Genomic DNA, 14,891 nt, shown 5'->3' on the forward strand with positions numbered 1-14,891 from the left:
GCCTGAGCGCCTGGGATAACAGCAAGTGTCAGGTCTTAATCGGCGGCAAGGAATGACCGTACGACCTGCCCGCCCGGCTCGCAGGATACCGGTCCTGGCCGTCCTTCGAGACGCGCCGTTGGCGCTCCTCAGGATGAGGCTTCCGATCCCGGCTGGCTCACCATATCCCGGCTGGCTCACCATATCCCCGGTCCTCATGGTGAGGAAGGCGCGACAGCGCCCGTCTCGAACCATGGCCGCGGTGCGAGCCTCAGCGCTGGCCGGGGCGGAGCTGATAGAAGATGTGGGTGCCGACCCGCTCGACCTTCTTGAGGTAGCGGCTCCAGCGCGGACGCACATAGGTGGCGTGATAGTGCGTCGCCTCGCCGATCCCCTCGTCGAAATAGTCGCCGACGAGCGCGTCCTCGGCGACCTTGACGGCCTTTGCCCACGACCCCTTGTCGTTGATGCTCTCGGGCCGGCCGTCGCAGGCGAAGGAGAACTGACAGCGGTTGCGCCAGGACTGGTTCTGGAACACGACGCCGCAGACGGTGCTGGGATAGCGGCTGTCGAGCACGCGGTTCAGAACCACCTGGGCGACGGCGCGCTGGCCGTCCTCGGATTCGCCGCGGGCCTCGAAGTAGACGGCGGTCGCCAGGCAATGGCGGTCGCGTTCGAAATCGTCGATCTCGATGCGGCCGCGCCAGACCTCCTCGAGCGGAGAGGCGAGCAGCGGCTGGAAGGCGATGACGTGCTTCAGGCCGATCTGCGGATCGAGCGAAGCGACCATGACCGGCTTGCCGTTCTTCGGCGGATCGACCTTCAGGAACGACTGGATCATCGGCTTGTCGGCCGGTTCCGGCGGGTCGATGACATAGCGGGGAATGCGGACCATGCCGCCGGCATCGGGATTGACCTTGAAGCGCTCGCCGAAGCCGGCGCGGCTCATCATCAGGTCGCCCTTGGTCTCGCGCACCACTTCCGGATAGCTCGGGGTTTCCGGCCCGGCCTCACCGATGGAGCCGGTGACGACCGGGTCGCCATCCCTCGATTGTCGCGCCACGACGATCGTCTCGGAGGGAACGCCGAGGCTCGAAAGGCTGATACCGATCGGCTTGTCGAAATCCGCGTCCTGGTCGCGCAATGGCAGGGCGACCTTGGCGGCATGGACGGAGCCGTAGGGCTGCGCGACGAGCGTCGCCATCCAGCGTGGTGACGAGGCGGCCTCGATGTCGACGACGGCCGTGGCGTCCTGATAGGCCGCCTGCACCGTCGACGCCAGAAATCCGCCCAATGCCAGGAGGTAAGGAGCAAAGCTCCGAACGCGGTATCCCCCCGAAAGCGCTGCGATACGCCGCACTACGCCTGCTCCGTCGCTAGTCAAACACGTCCCGCATCCGAAAATGCGGACGAGCCGCAATCTTCAGATCCTGCTGACCAATACGGAGACCCCTCCGTCCCCGACGAAGGAGGAATTTGACCCGAAAGTCTTTAAGTTCGCTTAACCTTGATATCGGGCGGGAAACGGGGCTTTCACCGGCCCCACCCGATCACCGGTGTGGCGCGGACTACTTGTCCCTTTCGATGGCCGTGCCGAGCGCGGCCTGCGCGGCGGCGAGCCGGGCGATCGGCACCCGATAGGGCGAACACGACACGTAATCGAGGCCGACCGTCTCGCAGAAGCCGATCGAGGCGGGATCGCCGCCATGCTCGCCGCAGATGCCGAGCTTGATGCCGGCCCGGGTGGAACGGCCGCGGTCGGCGGCGATCCGGACCAGTTCGCCGACACCGTCCTGATCGAGCGTCACGAAGGGATCGGCGGGCAATATGCCCTTCTCCACGTATTCGGCCAGGAAACGGGCCGAATCGTCGCGGCTGATGCCGAAGGTCGTCTGCGTCAGGTCGTTGGTGCCGAACGAGAAGAACTCCGCCGTCTCGGCGATCTCGGCGGCGTGCAGCGCGGCGCGCGGCAGCTCGATCATGGTGCCGATCTGGTATTCGACCGCCACGCCCTTCTCGCGGTTCACCGCCTCGGCGACGGCGACGATCCGGTCCTTCAGCATGTCGAGCTCGGCGCGGGTGGCGATCAGCGGGATCATCACCTCGGGCGTCACCGGGCTGCCGGTCTTCGTGGCCGCTTCGGCGGCGGCCTCGAAAATGGCGCGCGCCTGCATCTCGTAGATCTCGGGATAGGTGATGCCGAGCCGGCAACCGCGATGGCCGAGCATCGGGTTGAACTCGTGCAGCTCCTGCACCCGGCGGCGCAGCTTCTCGATATCGGCGCCCATGGTCCCGGCGACCTCGGCGAGCTCGGCATCCTCGTGCGGCAGGAACTCGTGCAGCGGCGGATCGAGCAGCCGGATCGTGACCGGCAGGCCGGCCATGATCTCGAACAGGTCGGCGAAATCCTGCCGCTGCATCGGCAGGATCTTGGCGAGCGCGGCGCGGCGGCCGGCCTCATCGTCGGCGAGTATCATCTCGCGCACGGCGATGATGCGGCCTTCCTCGAAGAACATGTGCTCGGTGCGGCACAGCCCGATGCCCTCGGCGCCGAACTCGCGCGCGGTGCGGGCGTCGGCCGGCGTCTCGGCATTGGTGCGTACCTTCATGCGCCGCGCCGCGTCGGCCCAGGCCATCAGGCTCGCGAACTCGCCGGACAGCTCGGGCTGCAGCATGGCCACCTTGCCCAGCAGCACCTCGCCCTTGGTGCCGTCGATGGTGATGACGTCGCCGCGCTTCAGCGTCGTGCCGCCGACCGTCATGGTGCCGGCGGCGTAATCGACACGCAGCGTGCCGGCGCCGGAGACGCAGGGCTTGCCCATGCCGCGGGCGACCACGGCGGCGTGGCTGGTCATGCCGCCGCGCGTCGTGAGGATGCCCTCGGCGGCGTGCATGCCGTGAATGTCCTCCGGGCTGGTCTCGACGCGCACCAGGATGACGGCCCGGCCCTCGTTCTTGAGCGCCTCGGCCTCGTCGGCATCGAACACGATCTCGCCCTGGGCGGCGCCCGGCGAGGCGGGCAGACCGCGGGCGATCGCCTGGCGCTCGGCCTTCGGATCGATGGTGGGATGCAGCAGCTGGTCGAGGGAAACGGGGTCGACGCGCTGGACGGCCTCTTCCTTGGTCAGCAGGCCTTCCTCTGCCAGTTCGACGGCGATGCGCAGCGCCGCCTTGGCGGTCCGCTTGCCGGCGCGGGTCTGCAGCATCCACAGCTTGTCCTGCTCGACCGTGAACTCGACGTCCTGCATGTCGCGGTAGTGCTTCTCCAGGACGTCGCAAATGCCCACGAACTCGGAAAAGGCGTTGGGCATCACGCTTTCGAGCGAGGGCTTGTCGGAGCCCGAGCCGATCCGCGCCTTCTCGGTCAGATCCTGCGGCGTGCGGATGCCGGCGACCACGTCCTCGCCCTGGGCGTTGACCAGGAACTCGCCGTAGAGCTCGTTCTCGCCGGTCGAGGGATTGCGGGTGAAGGCAACGCCGGTGGCGGAGCGCTCGCCCATGTTGCCGAACACCATCGCCTGGATGTTGACGGCGGTGCCCCAGCTCTCGGGGATCGAATGCAGGCGGCGATAGGTGATGGCGCGCTGGTTCATCCAGGAGGAGAACACCGCGCCGATGGCGCCCCACAGCTGCAACTCCGGGCTCTGCGGGAACGGATTGCCGGTCTGTTCCTCGACGAGGGCCTTGAAGCGGGTGACGATCTCCTGCCAGTCGTCGGCGGACAGGTCGGTATCGAGGTCGTGGCCGTTGCCTTCCTTGTAGACCTCGAGGATGTCCTCAAAATTGTGGTGATCGACGCCGAGCACGACGTCGGAATACATCTGGATGAAGCGGCGGTACGAATCGTAGGCGAAGCGCCGGTCGCCGGCGCGCGTGGCAACCGCTTCGACGGTCTCGTCGTTGAGGCCGAGATTGAGGACGGTGTCCATCATGCCGGGCATCGAGGCGCGCGCACCGGAGCGCACGGACACGAGCAGCGGATCCCCGGCGTCACCGAACTGGCGACCGACGATGCCGCCGATATGCTGCAGCGCGGCAGCGACCTGATCGGCCAGGTCTTCGGGAAACGCCTGCCCGTTGGCGTAGTACCAGGTGCAGACTTCGGTGGTGATCGTGAAGCCAGGCGGAACGGGCAGTCCGAGACTCGACATCTCGGCCAGGTTCGCACCCTTGCCGCCGAGCAGCTCCCGCATGTCCGCCGCCCCTTCGGCCTTGCCGTCGCCGAAGGTGTAGACCCATTTCGTCATTCTACAGCATCCCCGCATTCCGACCGGTTGCTTCCGGCGCCCTTCCCATCGCGCAATTCCGCTCATGTTTCAATGTTGCGACAGAAGTTTGATTCTCTCGCGCGCGAAATTCCCAATGATTCCGGTGCGATTCCGCGTAAACCGCTTGTTAACCATAGGAGCGCAGAGTGTCATTTGGCGCACAGAATGCGCTTCTAGAATCGGCCCGTCGCGATCGGCAAGCCGGGAATCCCGACCGGACGGGCGGGAGATGACCCATGAAAACGCTCTTGGCGACGCTGGCGCTCTCGACGGCGCTCTCGACAGGGCTCGCCGCCGGCGCGCAGGCATCGGACGTGTTCGACGCCTCGCCGGCCCTGCGCTTCTGCGCGGCGGGGATGATCGGCGGATTCGGCAACGGTCTCGACGAACGCGCCTGCGCGAAATATTTCGACCTGCCGTCCAACTACCACTTCGCCTGCGCGCGCGGCGTCGTGCGCGGGTTCAAGACGGCGGTCGACCGGGCGGCCTGCGTGTCGTTCTTCGAAGGCCAGGTCGCGGCCGCCAGGACGGCCTACGTCAAGCCGGCAGGCCGGTAGACCACCGGCCCTCCGCCGCCTCGCCTCAGGGCACGAGCCCGAGGATGCCGATCGCGATCAGATAGATCGCCACGACGTAGTTCAGAAGGCGTGGCATGACCAGAACCAGGACGCCCGCGATCAGGGCGATGAGCGGTTCCGGATTGGCGATACTGATTTCCATGGGAATGGTCTCCGGCGGGTAGGCGACGAATCACGTCTGGCACCGCGATCGTATACGCCGCCCGGCGACGCCCGGTCATCCGTGGCGGGCGGGTCTGTGGACAGAAAACCTGCGGCCCGACGGCCCGTCGATCAGGCGTTCCGTCCCTCTGAGAATCAGCTGTAATGCGCCGCCCGCCGGGCACCGGCGCGTGCGGGGACAATCAAAATAAAACTCACGAGGGGGGAAATCCCATGTCCATCACACCCGCCTGGTTTTTCCGGGCATCCGTAATCTATGCGCTGATCGCAATGGCGCTCGGCATCCACATGGCGGCTTCGGGCAACCACGGCCAGCTTACGACGCACGCGCACATCAATCTCGTCGGCTGGGTGACGATCTTCCTTTACGGCGCGTTCCTCAAGATGCATCCGGCCAGCAACGGGCGGCTGTCTTCGCTTCTTTGGCTCCTGGCCAATGCCGGCGTCATCCTCATGGCGATCGGCATCTACATCGTCTACGCCGGCAATCCGGAAACCGGCGATCCCTTCGCCATCGTCGGCTCGCTCCTCACCATCCTGGCGATGGCAGTCTTCGCGGTGATCGTCTACCGGGCGCGGGACTGAACGCACCGGGAAACGACGGCCTTTGCCTCTCCCGCTCGCTCCCGCGAACGCGGGACTGAGCGGAGGGGGTATCAGCCGGCGATCCTGGAGAAGTCCGCCACGCGGTCCATCGCGGCGCGGATCTGCGACAGCAGGCGCAGACGGTTTCCGCGCAATGCCGGATCGTCGGCGTTGACCGTCACCTCGTCGAAGAAGACGTCGACGGGGCCGCGCAGCTTCGCCAAGGCACTCATCGCGCCGGCGAAATCCTCGCGACGCAGCGCCTTCTCCGCCTCGCTAGCGACCTCGTCGATGCGCTGGAACAGCGTCCGCTCCTCGTCCTGGGTGAAGGCCTTGGCATCGGCGTAGCCGGCGTGCGAGCGGCCGTCCTTCTTTTCCTCGATGCGCAGGATGTTGGAAGCGCGACGATAGGCCGTGAGCAGGCTCGCGCCGTCCTCGGCGTCGAGGAAGGAGCCGAGCGCCTCGACGCGGCGCACGACCATCAGCAGGTCGTCCTGGACGAGATGGCCGCCCGTCGCACCGGAGCCGGTCTCCGACGCGCCCCCGGAAGCGCCCCTCGCCTGCTGTCCCAACGCGAACACGGCATCGACCAGATCGTGGCGGGCGCCGTCCTCGCGCAACTGCACCTTCAGGCGGTCGGCGAAGAAGGCGAGGAGATCGTCGGCGATGCCGGGCAGCTTTTCCAGATCCGGCTGGTGGACGCGATAGATCTCCGCGGCGATCCCGTCGTGCACGTCCGGGCTCAGATTGAGCCCGCGCATCGCGATCACCTCGTCGATGGCCTGGGCCAGCGCGTTGTCGGCCGAGCGTTCGGATTCGATGCGGAAGGCCAGCATCGCGGCGATGGAGCGCAGATGCAGGCGCAGCTCGTTGGTCAGGACGATGCGGATCACGCCGAGCGCGGCGCGCCGCAGCGCATAGGGGTCCTTGGAGCCGGTGGGCTTCTCGTCGATCGCCCAGAACCCGGTCAGGATGTCGAGCCGGTCGGCCAGCGCCACCGCGACCGAGACGGGAGCGGTCGGCACGGCATCGCCGGCGCCGGCGGGCTTGTAGTGGTCGCGGATCGCGTCGGCGACGGCCTCGTCCTCGCCCTGGTCGAGGGCGTAGTAGCGGCCCATGACGCCCTGCAGTTCCGGGAACTCCCCGACCATCTCGGTGACGAGATCGGCCTTGGCGAGCCGGGCGGCCCGCTCGGCCTCGTCCTCGTTGGCGCCGACCAGTGGCGCGAGTTCCTTGGCCAGCCGGGCGATCCGCTCGACGCGCTCGGCCTGGGTGCCGAGCTTCTCGTGGAAGACGATGTCGCGCAGCTTCTCGGCGTGGACGTCCAGCTTGGTGTTGCGGTCGGTGTCGAAGAAGAAGCGGGCGTCGGACAGGCGCGCGGCGATGACGCGGCCGTTGCCGGCGACGATCTTCTCGCCGCCATCCTCGGCCGCCAGGTTGGAGACCAGCAGGTAGTTCGGCGCCAGCGCCCCGGTCTTCGGGTCGCGCACGACGAAGCACTTCTGATTGGCGCGGATCGTCAGGCGCACCACTTCCGGCGGGATCTTCAGGAAGTCCGGATCGAAGGCGCCCATCAGCACGACCGGCCACTCGACGAGGCCGGCGACCTCCTCGACCAGTCCTTCGTCCTCGACCACCTCCAGCCCCTGCGCGAAGGCAAGGGTGCGGGCGTCGGTGCGGATGATCTCGCGGCGGCGCTCGGGGTCGAGGACGACGAAGGCCTTCTCCAGCTTCTCGACATAATCGTCGAAGCGGCGCACCTCGAAGGTATCCGGCGCCATGAAGCGATGCCCGCGCGTCACGCGGCCGGAACGCAGACCGTCGACCTCGAAATCGACGACCTCGGTATCCTCGGTCTCCGGCCCGAACACGCAGAGGATCGACTGCAACGGCCGCACCCAGCGCAACGATCCCGATCCCCAGCGCATCGACTTCGGCCAGGGAAAACGCCGGATGACGTCGGGCACGATATCGGCGATCACCGCGGTCGCCTCGCGGCCGGGCTTCTCGATCACGGCGACGTAGAACTCGCCCTTCTTCGGATCGCTTTCGACCTTCGCCTCGTCGATGGAGGCGAGGCCGGCGGCCTTCAGGAAGCCTTCGAGGGCCTTGTCGGGCGCGCCGACGCGGGGGCCCTTTCGCTCTTCCCGCGTATCGGGGCTTCGCGCGGGAACGCCGGTGACGTTCAGGGTGAGCCGGCGCGGCGTCGCGAAGGCGGACGCCGATTCATAAGTAAGCCCGGCATCGACCAGCGCGTCGGTGACGAGCTTGCGCAGATCCTCGCCGGCGCGGCCCTGCATGCGCGCGGGGATTTCCTCGGAGAACAGTTCCAGCAAAAGGTCGGGCATGATCGTCGCCTATCCCTGCCCGCCGCCGGCGGTCGCCAGCCAGGCCTCGCCGCAGCCCTTGGCTAGCTCGCGTACGCGCAGGATGTAGCTCTGGCGCTCGGTCACCGAAATAACGCCGCGCGCGTCCAGCAGATTGAATACGTGGCTCGCCTTGATGCACTGATCGTAGGCGGGAAGCGCCATGCCATGATGCTTGCGGTCTTCTCCGTCCCAACCCTCGTCCAGGTAGGTCTGGCAGGCCGTCTCGGCGTCGCGGAAATGGCGGAACAGCATCTCGGTGTCGGCGTGCTCGAAGTTGTGCTTCGAGTATTCCTTCTCGGCCTGCAGGAAGACGTCGCCATAGGTCACCTTGTCGGCGCCCTCGCGGCCGTTGAAGTTCAGGTCATAGACGTTGTCGACGCCCTGCACGTACATGGCCAGACGCTCCAGCCCGTAGGTCAGCTCGCCCGAGACCGGCGCGCAGTCGTATCCGGCGACCTGCTGGAAATAGGTGAACTGCGAGACCTCCATGCCGTCGCACCACACCTCCCAGCCCAGGCCCCAGGCGCCCAGCGTCGGGCTCTCCCAGTCGTCCTCGACGAAGCGGATATCGTGGTTCTTCGGATCGATGCCGATCTCGTACAGCGAGCCCAGATAGAGCTCCTGCAGATCCGGCGGCGACGGCTTGAGGATCACCTGGAACTGGTAATAGTGCTGCAGCCGGTTCGGGTTCTCGCCGTAGCGGCCGTCCTTGGGCCGGCGTGAGGGCTGGACGTAGGCAGCGTTCCAGTGGCCGGGCCCGAGCGAGCGCAGCGTGGTGGCGGGATGGAACGTGCCGGCGCCGACCTCCATGTCGTAGGGCTGCAGGATCACGCAGCCATAGGCTGCCCAATAGCGCTGCAACGCCAGGAGGAGGCCCTGGAAGGAACGGGTCGGATCGAGAAAGTCGGCTTTGTCTGTCATAACGGCACTGGGGGTTGGGCGCGCGGACCGTATCGGCGCGCCCCGTAACGGTCAATACGACCGTGCCGCCATGTCAGCGCTTCTTTCGCGGTGTGTAGACGCCGGTCTCGGGATCACGTTCGAGGTGGACGACCTCGCCGGGCTGCCGTTCGGCAGGGTCCCGCAGGAGCTTGGCGAACATCGACCGCCCGCGGCCGTGCTCGCGCATCAGCCGCCAGGCGGCGACGGCGCCGCCCATGACGAGACCACCGATGAGCAAGGGGTTTGCCATTCGCGCCAATCCTCTAGAGGCCGAAACGCGACCACAGGGCGCGCGCCTCGATCGCCGAAACGATATCGTCGGCGAAGGCCACCGCGCCGGCTTCGGGCGATGCAGACAGCCGCAGCCGGCCAAGCAGGCCGCCGCGTTGCGTCGAAATCGGCACGAGGCGCACCTTATCGCCGTAGCGCTCCTTCATGACGCCCTTGAGATCGCCCAGGCGGTCGGCCAGTCCGAGCTCGACGGCCTTCGTGCCGGACCAGAATTCGCCGGAAAACAGCAGCTTGTCGGAGCCCTTCAGCGCCGCGCCGCGGCGTGATTTCACCAGGTCTATGAACATCGCGTGGACATCCTTCTGCAGCGTCTTAAGCCGCTTGATGTCCTCGGGCTTCTCCGGCTGGAACGGGTCGAGCGCCACCTTGCGGTCGCCGGCGGTATAGACGCGCCGCTCCACGCCGATCTTCTCCATCGCCTTGTCGAAGCCGAAGGTGGCGGCGACGACGCCGATCGAACCGACGATGGAACTGGGATCGACGACGATCTCGTCGCCGGCGGCCGCGATCATGTATCCGCCCGACGCGCCGACATCCTCGATGAAGACGAAGACCGGCTTGCCGTGCTCCTCGGCGAGCGCGCGGATGCGCCGGAAGATCAGATGGCTCTGCACCGGCGAGCCGCCCGGCGAGTTGACGACCACGGCGACGGCGACGGCACGCGAGATCTTGAAGGCGGCCTCGAGCGGGCCGGCGAGAGCGGACAGCGACAGGCCCGGCCGCAGCGGCGTCGCCATGCCGATCGGGCCGGTCAGGCGCAGCACCGGCACCAGCGGATGGCTTTCGTGCCATTTTGCCGGCAACAGCCCGCGAAGTCGTTCAAACAGCATCATACGGCGTTCTCCGAGACCCAACACATGTATCGCGCCGGCGCCGGGCGCAAGATCAAGACGACAAATCGAACGCCGCGCCCCGGCGCAGCACCGCCTCGACCTCGGCGCGAAAGCCGTGGCCGCGCGCCCCGTGCAGGACGAGACCCGGCCGGATCGCCAGCGGCGCGCGGCTGCCCTTGCGGCCTTGCACGACGATGCGAGTGGCCGCTTCGCCGGGCCGCGGATGAACGGGCAGCACGACGGCCCCACCGAAGCGCTTGCCGAAGGCCTCGAGAACCATCGCCAGCGCCGCGGCGCGATGAACCAGGGTCAGGCTGCCGCCCGGCTTCACCGCGGCGGCGGCGAACCGCAGCCAGGCGTCGAGATCCGCATCGGGCGCGGCGTGGGCGGCGGCCTTGGCCGGCGACGTGCGGCTCGACGCCGGATCGTAGAAGGGCGGGTTGGCCACGGCATGGTCGGCCACGGCCGTCAATCCCGCGCGGCGGACAGCGCCGCGCACCGTCACGTCGGCGACGACGACGCCGGCGCGGTCACCGAAACCGTTGCGTTTCAAATTGTCGCGGGCGAGGCCGCCCGTCGCCGGGTCGGCCTCCACCAGCACCGCGCGCGTATCGGGCACGCGGCACAGCGCGCACAATCCGGCGACGCCGACCCCGGACCCGATGTCGATCAGCGTCTCGCCGGGCATCAGCGGCGCCATGGCCGCGATCAGCACCGCCTCGATGCCCGAGCGGTGGCCCTTGCGCGGCTGCACGACCGAAAGGCGACCGCCAAGGAAATCGTCGGCGGTAAAATCGGGAGAGTCGGCTGTTTCGCCGGTCATTTCAGGTCTTTTTCGAGTCCGGCGTCGATCAGCAGACGGCGCGCCTCGTCGACCGCATCGCTGTCGACCAGCAAGCGGCGCGGCAACACGCCCAGGGAGCCCTCGACCACGCTCATGTTCTGGTCGAAGACGGCGCAGACGATGCCGGCATCCTTCAAGAGCGCCTCGACGAAGGACAAAAGCACCATATCGTTGGTTCTGAGCAACTCTGTCATGGCGAATTAGTCGCATGGCCGGCCCGGACTAGCAATTCGTCGCGTCCTGTGGCTATTGCCCCGCGGGATGGGGGAACCTAATGTCCTTCAGGATCGTTGCGGCAACGAGGTAACGCGTGGGGAACGTCGTATCACTCCAGAAACCGCCGGAATCCGAAGCCGGCATCGAACGGCTCGTCGGCCTGGTGTCCGGCGACATGGCCCGGGTCAACGAGATGATCCTGTCCCGGACGGGATCGGACGTGCAGCTGATTCCAGAGGTCGCCGCGCATCTGATCGAGTCCGGCGGCAAGCGGCTGCGGCCGATGCTGACGCTCGCCGGGGCCCAGATGTTCGGCTACGACGGCAGTAGGCACATCAAGCTCGCGGCCAGCGTCGAGTTCATGCACACCGCCACGCTGCTGCACGACGACGTGGTGGACGAGAGCGACATGCGGCGCGGCAAGGCCGCGGCACGCATGGTGTGGGGCAACGAGGCGAGCGTCCTCGTCGGCGACTTCCTGCTTGGCCAGGCCTTCAAGATGATGGTCGAGGTCGGATCACTTCCCGCCCTCGACGTCCTGTCGGACGCGGCCGCAGTGATCGCCGAGGGCGAAGTGATGCAGCTTGTCACCGCCCAGAACACGACGACCAACGAGGACGAGTATCTCGCCGTCATCCGCGCGAAGACCGCCGCCCTGTTCGCGGCGGCCTGCGAGGTCGGTGCGATCGTGGCCGACCGCAGCGCCGACGAGCGCGGGGCTTTGCGCTCCTACGGCACCAATCTCGGCCTTGCCTTCCAGCTCGTCGATGACGCGCTCGACTATTCGGGCGCGCAGGCGAATCTGGGCAAACGGGTCGGCGACGACTTCCGCGACGGCAAGATCACCCTGCCCGTGCTGCTCGCCTACCGGCGCGGCGACGACGACGAGCGGGCGTTCTGGAAGCGCTGCCTGAACGACCGGCAGTCCAGCGAGGCCGATCTCGATCGGGCCATCGCGCTGATGGCGACCCACCGGGCGCTCGACGACACGATCGCCCGGGCCCGGCACTACGGCGCCATGGCCCGCGACGCGCTGGAGATCTTCCCGAAGAGCGACTATCGGCAGGCGCTGACCGACGTCGTCGATTTCTGCGTCAGCCGGACGTACTAGAGCCGCCACCCGTTTTCGTGGCGACCGCCCACCAGTGCGGTCGCGCGGCGCGAATCGATTCTGCCGCGGCGCGCGCGGCGCCGTCGTCGCGATAGATACCGAAACAGGTGGCGCCGGAGCCCGACATCCGCGCCAGCAGGCAGCCCTCGCCGGCACGGAGCGCGTTCAGCACCGCATCAACAACCGGGGCAATCCGGATCGCCGGGCCTTCGAGATCGTTGGCCGTATCCCCGAGCCAAACCAGCGCCGAGTCCAGATCGGAAATACCGGACGGGTCGGGCAGATCGCCCGAAAATCGACCGGTACAGCCGGCGAACACCTCGGCCGTCGAGACGGCGACACCGGGGTTGACCAGAACGAGATGGAGCGCCGGAAAGTCACGCAACGGCGCAATATCCTCGCCAATGCCGGTTGCCCGCAGCGGCCGGCCGGTCAGACACATGGGGATATCGGCGCCAAGCCGCACGCCGAGACCGGCGAGGTCCTCTTCGGTCCAGTCGAGGCGCCACAGGCTGTTCAGCCCGCGCAACGCGGCCGCGGCGTCGGCAGATCCCCCGCCGATACCGGAGGCGACCGGCAGATGCTTTTCGAGGCGCACCTGAGCGCCGGGCGCGGTCTCCGGTTCGAACGCGGCGTCGCGCAGCATCGTCGCCGCACGCAGAACGAGATTGTCCCCAGGGTCCGACAGGTCTCCGGAAAAGGGGCCGGTCACGTCGAGCGACAGCCCGGCGGCGGGCGCGAGCGACAGCCGGTCGCCGATGTCGGCGAACACCGCCAGCGTGTCGATGAGGTGATAGCCGTCACGCCTTCGGCCGGTCACCGCCAGCGCGAGGTTGACCTTGGCGGGCGCCTGCTCGGCAATCGCGTTCGCCACCGTACCGGAACGCCCGGCCTCAGCCGTCGTTGCGGCGAAGCTCGATCGCTGCCCGATCGGGCTTCTCGACAAGGCCGCTTTCCAGCTTCTCGAGGATCTTGGCCAGATCGTCCGGCTCGGGATCGAGATCCCGGGCGTGGCTCCACTGGAACGTGGCCTCGCGCTTGCGGCCGACCTTCCAGTAAGCGTCACCGAGATGATCGTTGATGATCGGGTCCTCGGACTTCAGCTCGACGGCCCGCTCCAGCTCGCGCACGGCATCCTCGTACCGGCCGAGCCGGTAGTAGGCCCAGCCGAGGCTGTCGACGATGTAACCGTCGTTGGGGCGCAGCTCGACGGCGCGGGAAATCATGTCGAGTGCATCGTCGAGATGCAGGCCCTGGTCGACCCAGGAATAGCCGAGATAGTTCAGGACATGCGGCTGCTCGGGATTAAGCTCCAGCGCCTTCTGCAGGTCCAGTTCGGCCAGCGGCCAGCGCTGGGCGCGCTCGTAGCACATGCCGCGGAAGTAGAAGAGCGCCCAGTCGCGCGGCTCGGCCGCGCCGATGCGATCGATGGCCCGCGTGTAGACATCGGCAGCCTCGGAGAACCGCTCACGCCCGCGCAGGATATTGCCGAGCGCGATGATCGCCTCGACGTCCTCGGGATGGGCGACGATGACCTCGTCGAGAACGGCGATCGCCTCGTCGGTGCGATCCAGATCGTCGAGATTGAGGGCGCGATGGATGTTGGCGTTGGCGCGCAGCGGCGACCCCTCGGGGATCGACGCATAGACATCGATCGCCTTCGGCGAATCGCCGACCTTCTCGTAATAGTCGGCCAGCGACAGGGTCGCCAGTGGCTTCAGCGGCGCCAGATAGAGGCCGAGCCGCAGATAGACGGCCGCATATTCCTCGCCATTCTCGCTGCCCAGCGCCGAGCCGATGCCGTACAGCACCTCGGCGGCGCCTTCCTGCGCCGTCTTGACGATCGGCGCCGGCACCCGGCCCGCCTCGATGTCCGCGCGGGCGGCATTGATCAGCGGATGATTGGGAACCACGCTCTCGAACTTCGCCAGGACCTCGAGCGCCTCCTCGGTCCGGCCCACCTTGGCAAGATGGCGGGACCAGGCCTGGGTGATGCGGATCGCATCGGTATCGGCGGAATAGGCTTCCTCGAAATAGGCGCCGGAGGCATTTTCGTCACCGCCGACCGAGGCCACCAGACCGGAGTGGTATGGCTTGAACACCTCGTACCATTCGGGCCCCGACAGCGAGGCGATGGTGTCGAGCGCCTGCTCGATATCGCCCAGGCCCGCCTCGCTCCAGGCCCGCAGGAGCGCCACGGTCAGTTCGGCAAGCGGACCGTTGCCGGCCTGATCGAGATGGCGCTGGGCCACCGCGTACTGGCGGCCGCGCAGCGCGTCGACGGCCAGCGCCAGCTGCGCCACCCGGTGGGTCGGGTCGAGCTTGACGATATGGGCCGCGGTCGCCATCGCGTGCTCGAAGTCGCCGTCCACCAGCGACAGGGCGAAACTGCGGTCGAGCAGCGCCAGGTTGTCGGGATCGGCTTCCAGGGCGAGGCTGAAGAAACGGGCGGCGGAGGCGGAATCGCGCATGCCGCCGGCTATCCGGCCGGCCAGATAGCTGCCGGCCAGCGAATGCACCTCGATATCGTCGACCTTCGACTCGGCGCGCGATGGCGTCGAAGCAAGTGCCGGCACGAGAAAGGCGAGCGCGGCGAAAACCGCACCAACCCGCGAACGCCGGACATTCCTCGTCCGGCGCGGTACGTGGAAGCCGTTGACAATCAAATCGGTCAGCCCCTTAGGCGTTAGCGGCCGTGCGCTTTTCGGTCGCC

At 67.5% G+C, this 14,891-nt stretch carries 14 protein-coding genes; 3 read left to right on the top strand and 11 right to left on the bottom strand.

What is annotated here, in order from left to right:
• Nucleotides 1-250 precede the first annotated feature (250 nt).
• Nucleotides 251-1,339 carry a cell wall hydrolase gene (locus tag MUB46_RS00310; RefSeq protein WP_261613863.1) on the bottom strand — a complete coding sequence of 363 codons (1,089 nt, stop codon included), beginning with the start codon at nucleotides 1,337-1,339 and terminating at the stop codon, nucleotides 251-253.
• A gap of 208 nt (nucleotides 1,340-1,547) precedes the next feature.
• The gene (gene ppdK / locus MUB46_RS00315) at nucleotides 1,548-4,226 is read right to left on the bottom strand and encodes a pyruvate, phosphate dikinase (RefSeq protein WP_261613864.1); all 2,679 of its coding nucleotides are present in this window, start codon (nucleotides 4,224-4,226) and stop codon (nucleotides 1,548-1,550) included.
• A gap of 257 nt (nucleotides 4,227-4,483) precedes the next feature.
• On the opposite strand from ppdK, the gene MUB46_RS00320 reads away from it, so the two are divergent.
• Nucleotides 4,484-4,804, top strand: a complete 321-nt coding sequence (locus MUB46_RS00320) for a hypothetical protein (protein ID WP_261613865.1) — start codon at nucleotides 4,484-4,486, stop codon at nucleotides 4,802-4,804.
• 25 nt (nucleotides 4,805-4,829) lie between these two features.
• Here the strand turns inward: MUB46_RS00320 and MUB46_RS00325 are convergent, their stop codons facing one another.
• Complete coding sequence (locus tag MUB46_RS00325) at nucleotides 4,830-4,967, bottom strand: DUF3096 domain-containing protein (RefSeq protein ID WP_261613866.1); 138 nt, start codon at nucleotides 4,965-4,967, stop codon at nucleotides 4,830-4,832.
• Between the two features lie 233 nt (nucleotides 4,968-5,200).
• On the opposite strand from MUB46_RS00325, the gene MUB46_RS00330 reads away from it, so the two are divergent.
• Nucleotides 5,201-5,572: a hypothetical protein gene (locus MUB46_RS00330; RefSeq protein WP_261613867.1), complete on the top strand. Its 372-nt coding sequence runs from the start codon at nucleotides 5,201-5,203 to the stop codon at nucleotides 5,570-5,572.
• 71 nt (nucleotides 5,573-5,643) lie between these two features.
• On the opposite strand, the gene glyS is transcribed toward MUB46_RS00330, so the two are convergent.
• The 6 genes from glyS to MUB46_RS00360 form a co-directional block, all read right to left on the bottom strand.
• Entirely contained in the window at nucleotides 5,644-7,920 is a 2,277-nt protein-coding gene (glyS, locus tag MUB46_RS00335) for a glycine--tRNA ligase subunit beta (RefSeq protein WP_261613868.1), read from the bottom strand.
• A gap of 9 nt (nucleotides 7,921-7,929) precedes the next feature.
• Nucleotides 7,930-8,862, bottom strand: a complete 933-nt coding sequence (locus MUB46_RS00340) for a glycine--tRNA ligase subunit alpha (protein ID WP_261613869.1) — start codon at nucleotides 8,860-8,862, stop codon at nucleotides 7,930-7,932.
• 73 nt (nucleotides 8,863-8,935) lie between these two features.
• The gene (locus MUB46_RS00345; RefSeq protein WP_261613870.1) at nucleotides 8,936-9,133 is read right to left on the bottom strand and encodes a hypothetical protein; all 198 of its coding nucleotides are present in this window, start codon (nucleotides 9,131-9,133) and stop codon (nucleotides 8,936-8,938) included.
• A gap of 13 nt (nucleotides 9,134-9,146) precedes the next feature.
• Nucleotides 9,147-10,007, bottom strand: a complete 861-nt coding sequence (locus tag MUB46_RS00350) for a S49 family peptidase (protein ID WP_261613871.1) — start codon at nucleotides 10,005-10,007, stop codon at nucleotides 9,147-9,149.
• Nucleotides 10,008-10,059: 52 nt separating this feature from the next.
• Complete coding sequence (locus tag MUB46_RS00355; RefSeq protein WP_261613872.1) at nucleotides 10,060-10,830, bottom strand: tRNA1(Val) (adenine(37)-N6)-methyltransferase; 771 nt, start codon at nucleotides 10,828-10,830, stop codon at nucleotides 10,060-10,062.
• Nucleotides 10,827-11,045: a putative signal transducing protein gene (locus MUB46_RS00360; RefSeq protein WP_261613873.1), complete on the bottom strand. Its 219-nt coding sequence runs from the start codon at nucleotides 11,043-11,045 to the stop codon at nucleotides 10,827-10,829. The genes MUB46_RS00355 and MUB46_RS00360 overlap by 4 nt, the downstream gene beginning before the upstream one ends.
• A gap of 116 nt (nucleotides 11,046-11,161) precedes the next feature.
• Between MUB46_RS00360 and MUB46_RS00365 the strand changes: the two genes are divergently transcribed.
• Nucleotides 11,162-12,178: a polyprenyl synthetase family protein gene (locus tag MUB46_RS00365; protein WP_261613874.1), complete on the top strand. Its 1,017-nt coding sequence runs from the start codon at nucleotides 11,162-11,164 to the stop codon at nucleotides 12,176-12,178.
• Here the strand turns inward: MUB46_RS00365 and MUB46_RS00370 are convergent.
• Nucleotides 12,162-13,124 carry a 4-(cytidine 5'-diphospho)-2-C-methyl-D-erythritol kinase gene (locus MUB46_RS00370; protein ID WP_261613875.1) on the bottom strand — a complete coding sequence of 321 codons (963 nt, stop codon included), beginning with the start codon at nucleotides 13,122-13,124 and terminating at the stop codon, nucleotides 12,162-12,164. The genes MUB46_RS00365 and MUB46_RS00370 overlap by 17 nt on opposite strands.
• The gene (locus tag MUB46_RS00375; protein WP_261613876.1) at nucleotides 13,072-14,844 is read right to left on the bottom strand and encodes a tetratricopeptide repeat protein; all 1,773 of its coding nucleotides are present in this window, start codon (nucleotides 14,842-14,844) and stop codon (nucleotides 13,072-13,074) included. Before MUB46_RS00375 ends, MUB46_RS00370 begins: the two co-directional genes overlap by 53 nt.
• Between the last annotated feature and the right edge of the window lie 47 nt (nucleotides 14,845-14,891).

It is taken from the genome of Microbaculum marinisediminis (genome assembly GCF_025397915.1).
In the GTDB taxonomy this organism is placed as follows: Bacteria; Pseudomonadota; Alphaproteobacteria; order Rhizobiales; family Tepidamorphaceae; genus Microbaculum; species Microbaculum marinisediminis.

Excerpts from the sequence above, each read along its gene's own strand:
- ppdK (WP_261613864.1), bottom strand. The coding sequence starts at position 4,226 with ATGACGAAATGGGTCTACACCTTCGGCGACGGCAAGGCCGAAGGGGCG.
- MUB46_RS00320 (WP_261613865.1), top strand. The coding sequence starts at position 4,484 with ATGAAAACGCTCTTGGCGACGCTGGCGCTCTCGACGGCGCTCTCGACA.
- MUB46_RS00325 (WP_261613866.1), bottom strand. The coding sequence starts at position 4,967 with ATGGAAATCAGTATCGCCAATCCGGAACCGCTCATCGCCCTGATCGCG.
- MUB46_RS00330 (WP_261613867.1), top strand. The coding sequence starts at position 5,201 with ATGTCCATCACACCCGCCTGGTTTTTCCGGGCATCCGTAATCTATGCG.
- glyS (WP_261613868.1), bottom strand. The coding sequence starts at position 7,920 with ATGCCCGACCTTTTGCTGGAACTGTTCTCCGAGGAAATCCCCGCGCGC.
- MUB46_RS00340 (WP_261613869.1), bottom strand. The coding sequence starts at position 8,862 with ATGACAGACAAAGCCGACTTTCTCGATCCGACCCGTTCCTTCCAGGGC.
- MUB46_RS00345 (WP_261613870.1), bottom strand. The coding sequence starts at position 9,133 with ATGGCAAACCCCTTGCTCATCGGTGGTCTCGTCATGGGCGGCGCCGTC.
- MUB46_RS00350 (WP_261613871.1), bottom strand. The coding sequence starts at position 10,007 with ATGATGCTGTTTGAACGACTTCGCGGGCTGTTGCCGGCAAAATGGCAC.
- MUB46_RS00355 (WP_261613872.1), bottom strand. The coding sequence starts at position 10,830 with ATGACCGGCGAAACAGCCGACTCTCCCGATTTTACCGCCGACGATTTC.
- MUB46_RS00360 (WP_261613873.1), bottom strand. The coding sequence starts at position 11,045 with ATGACAGAGTTGCTCAGAACCAACGATATGGTGCTTTTGTCCTTCGTC.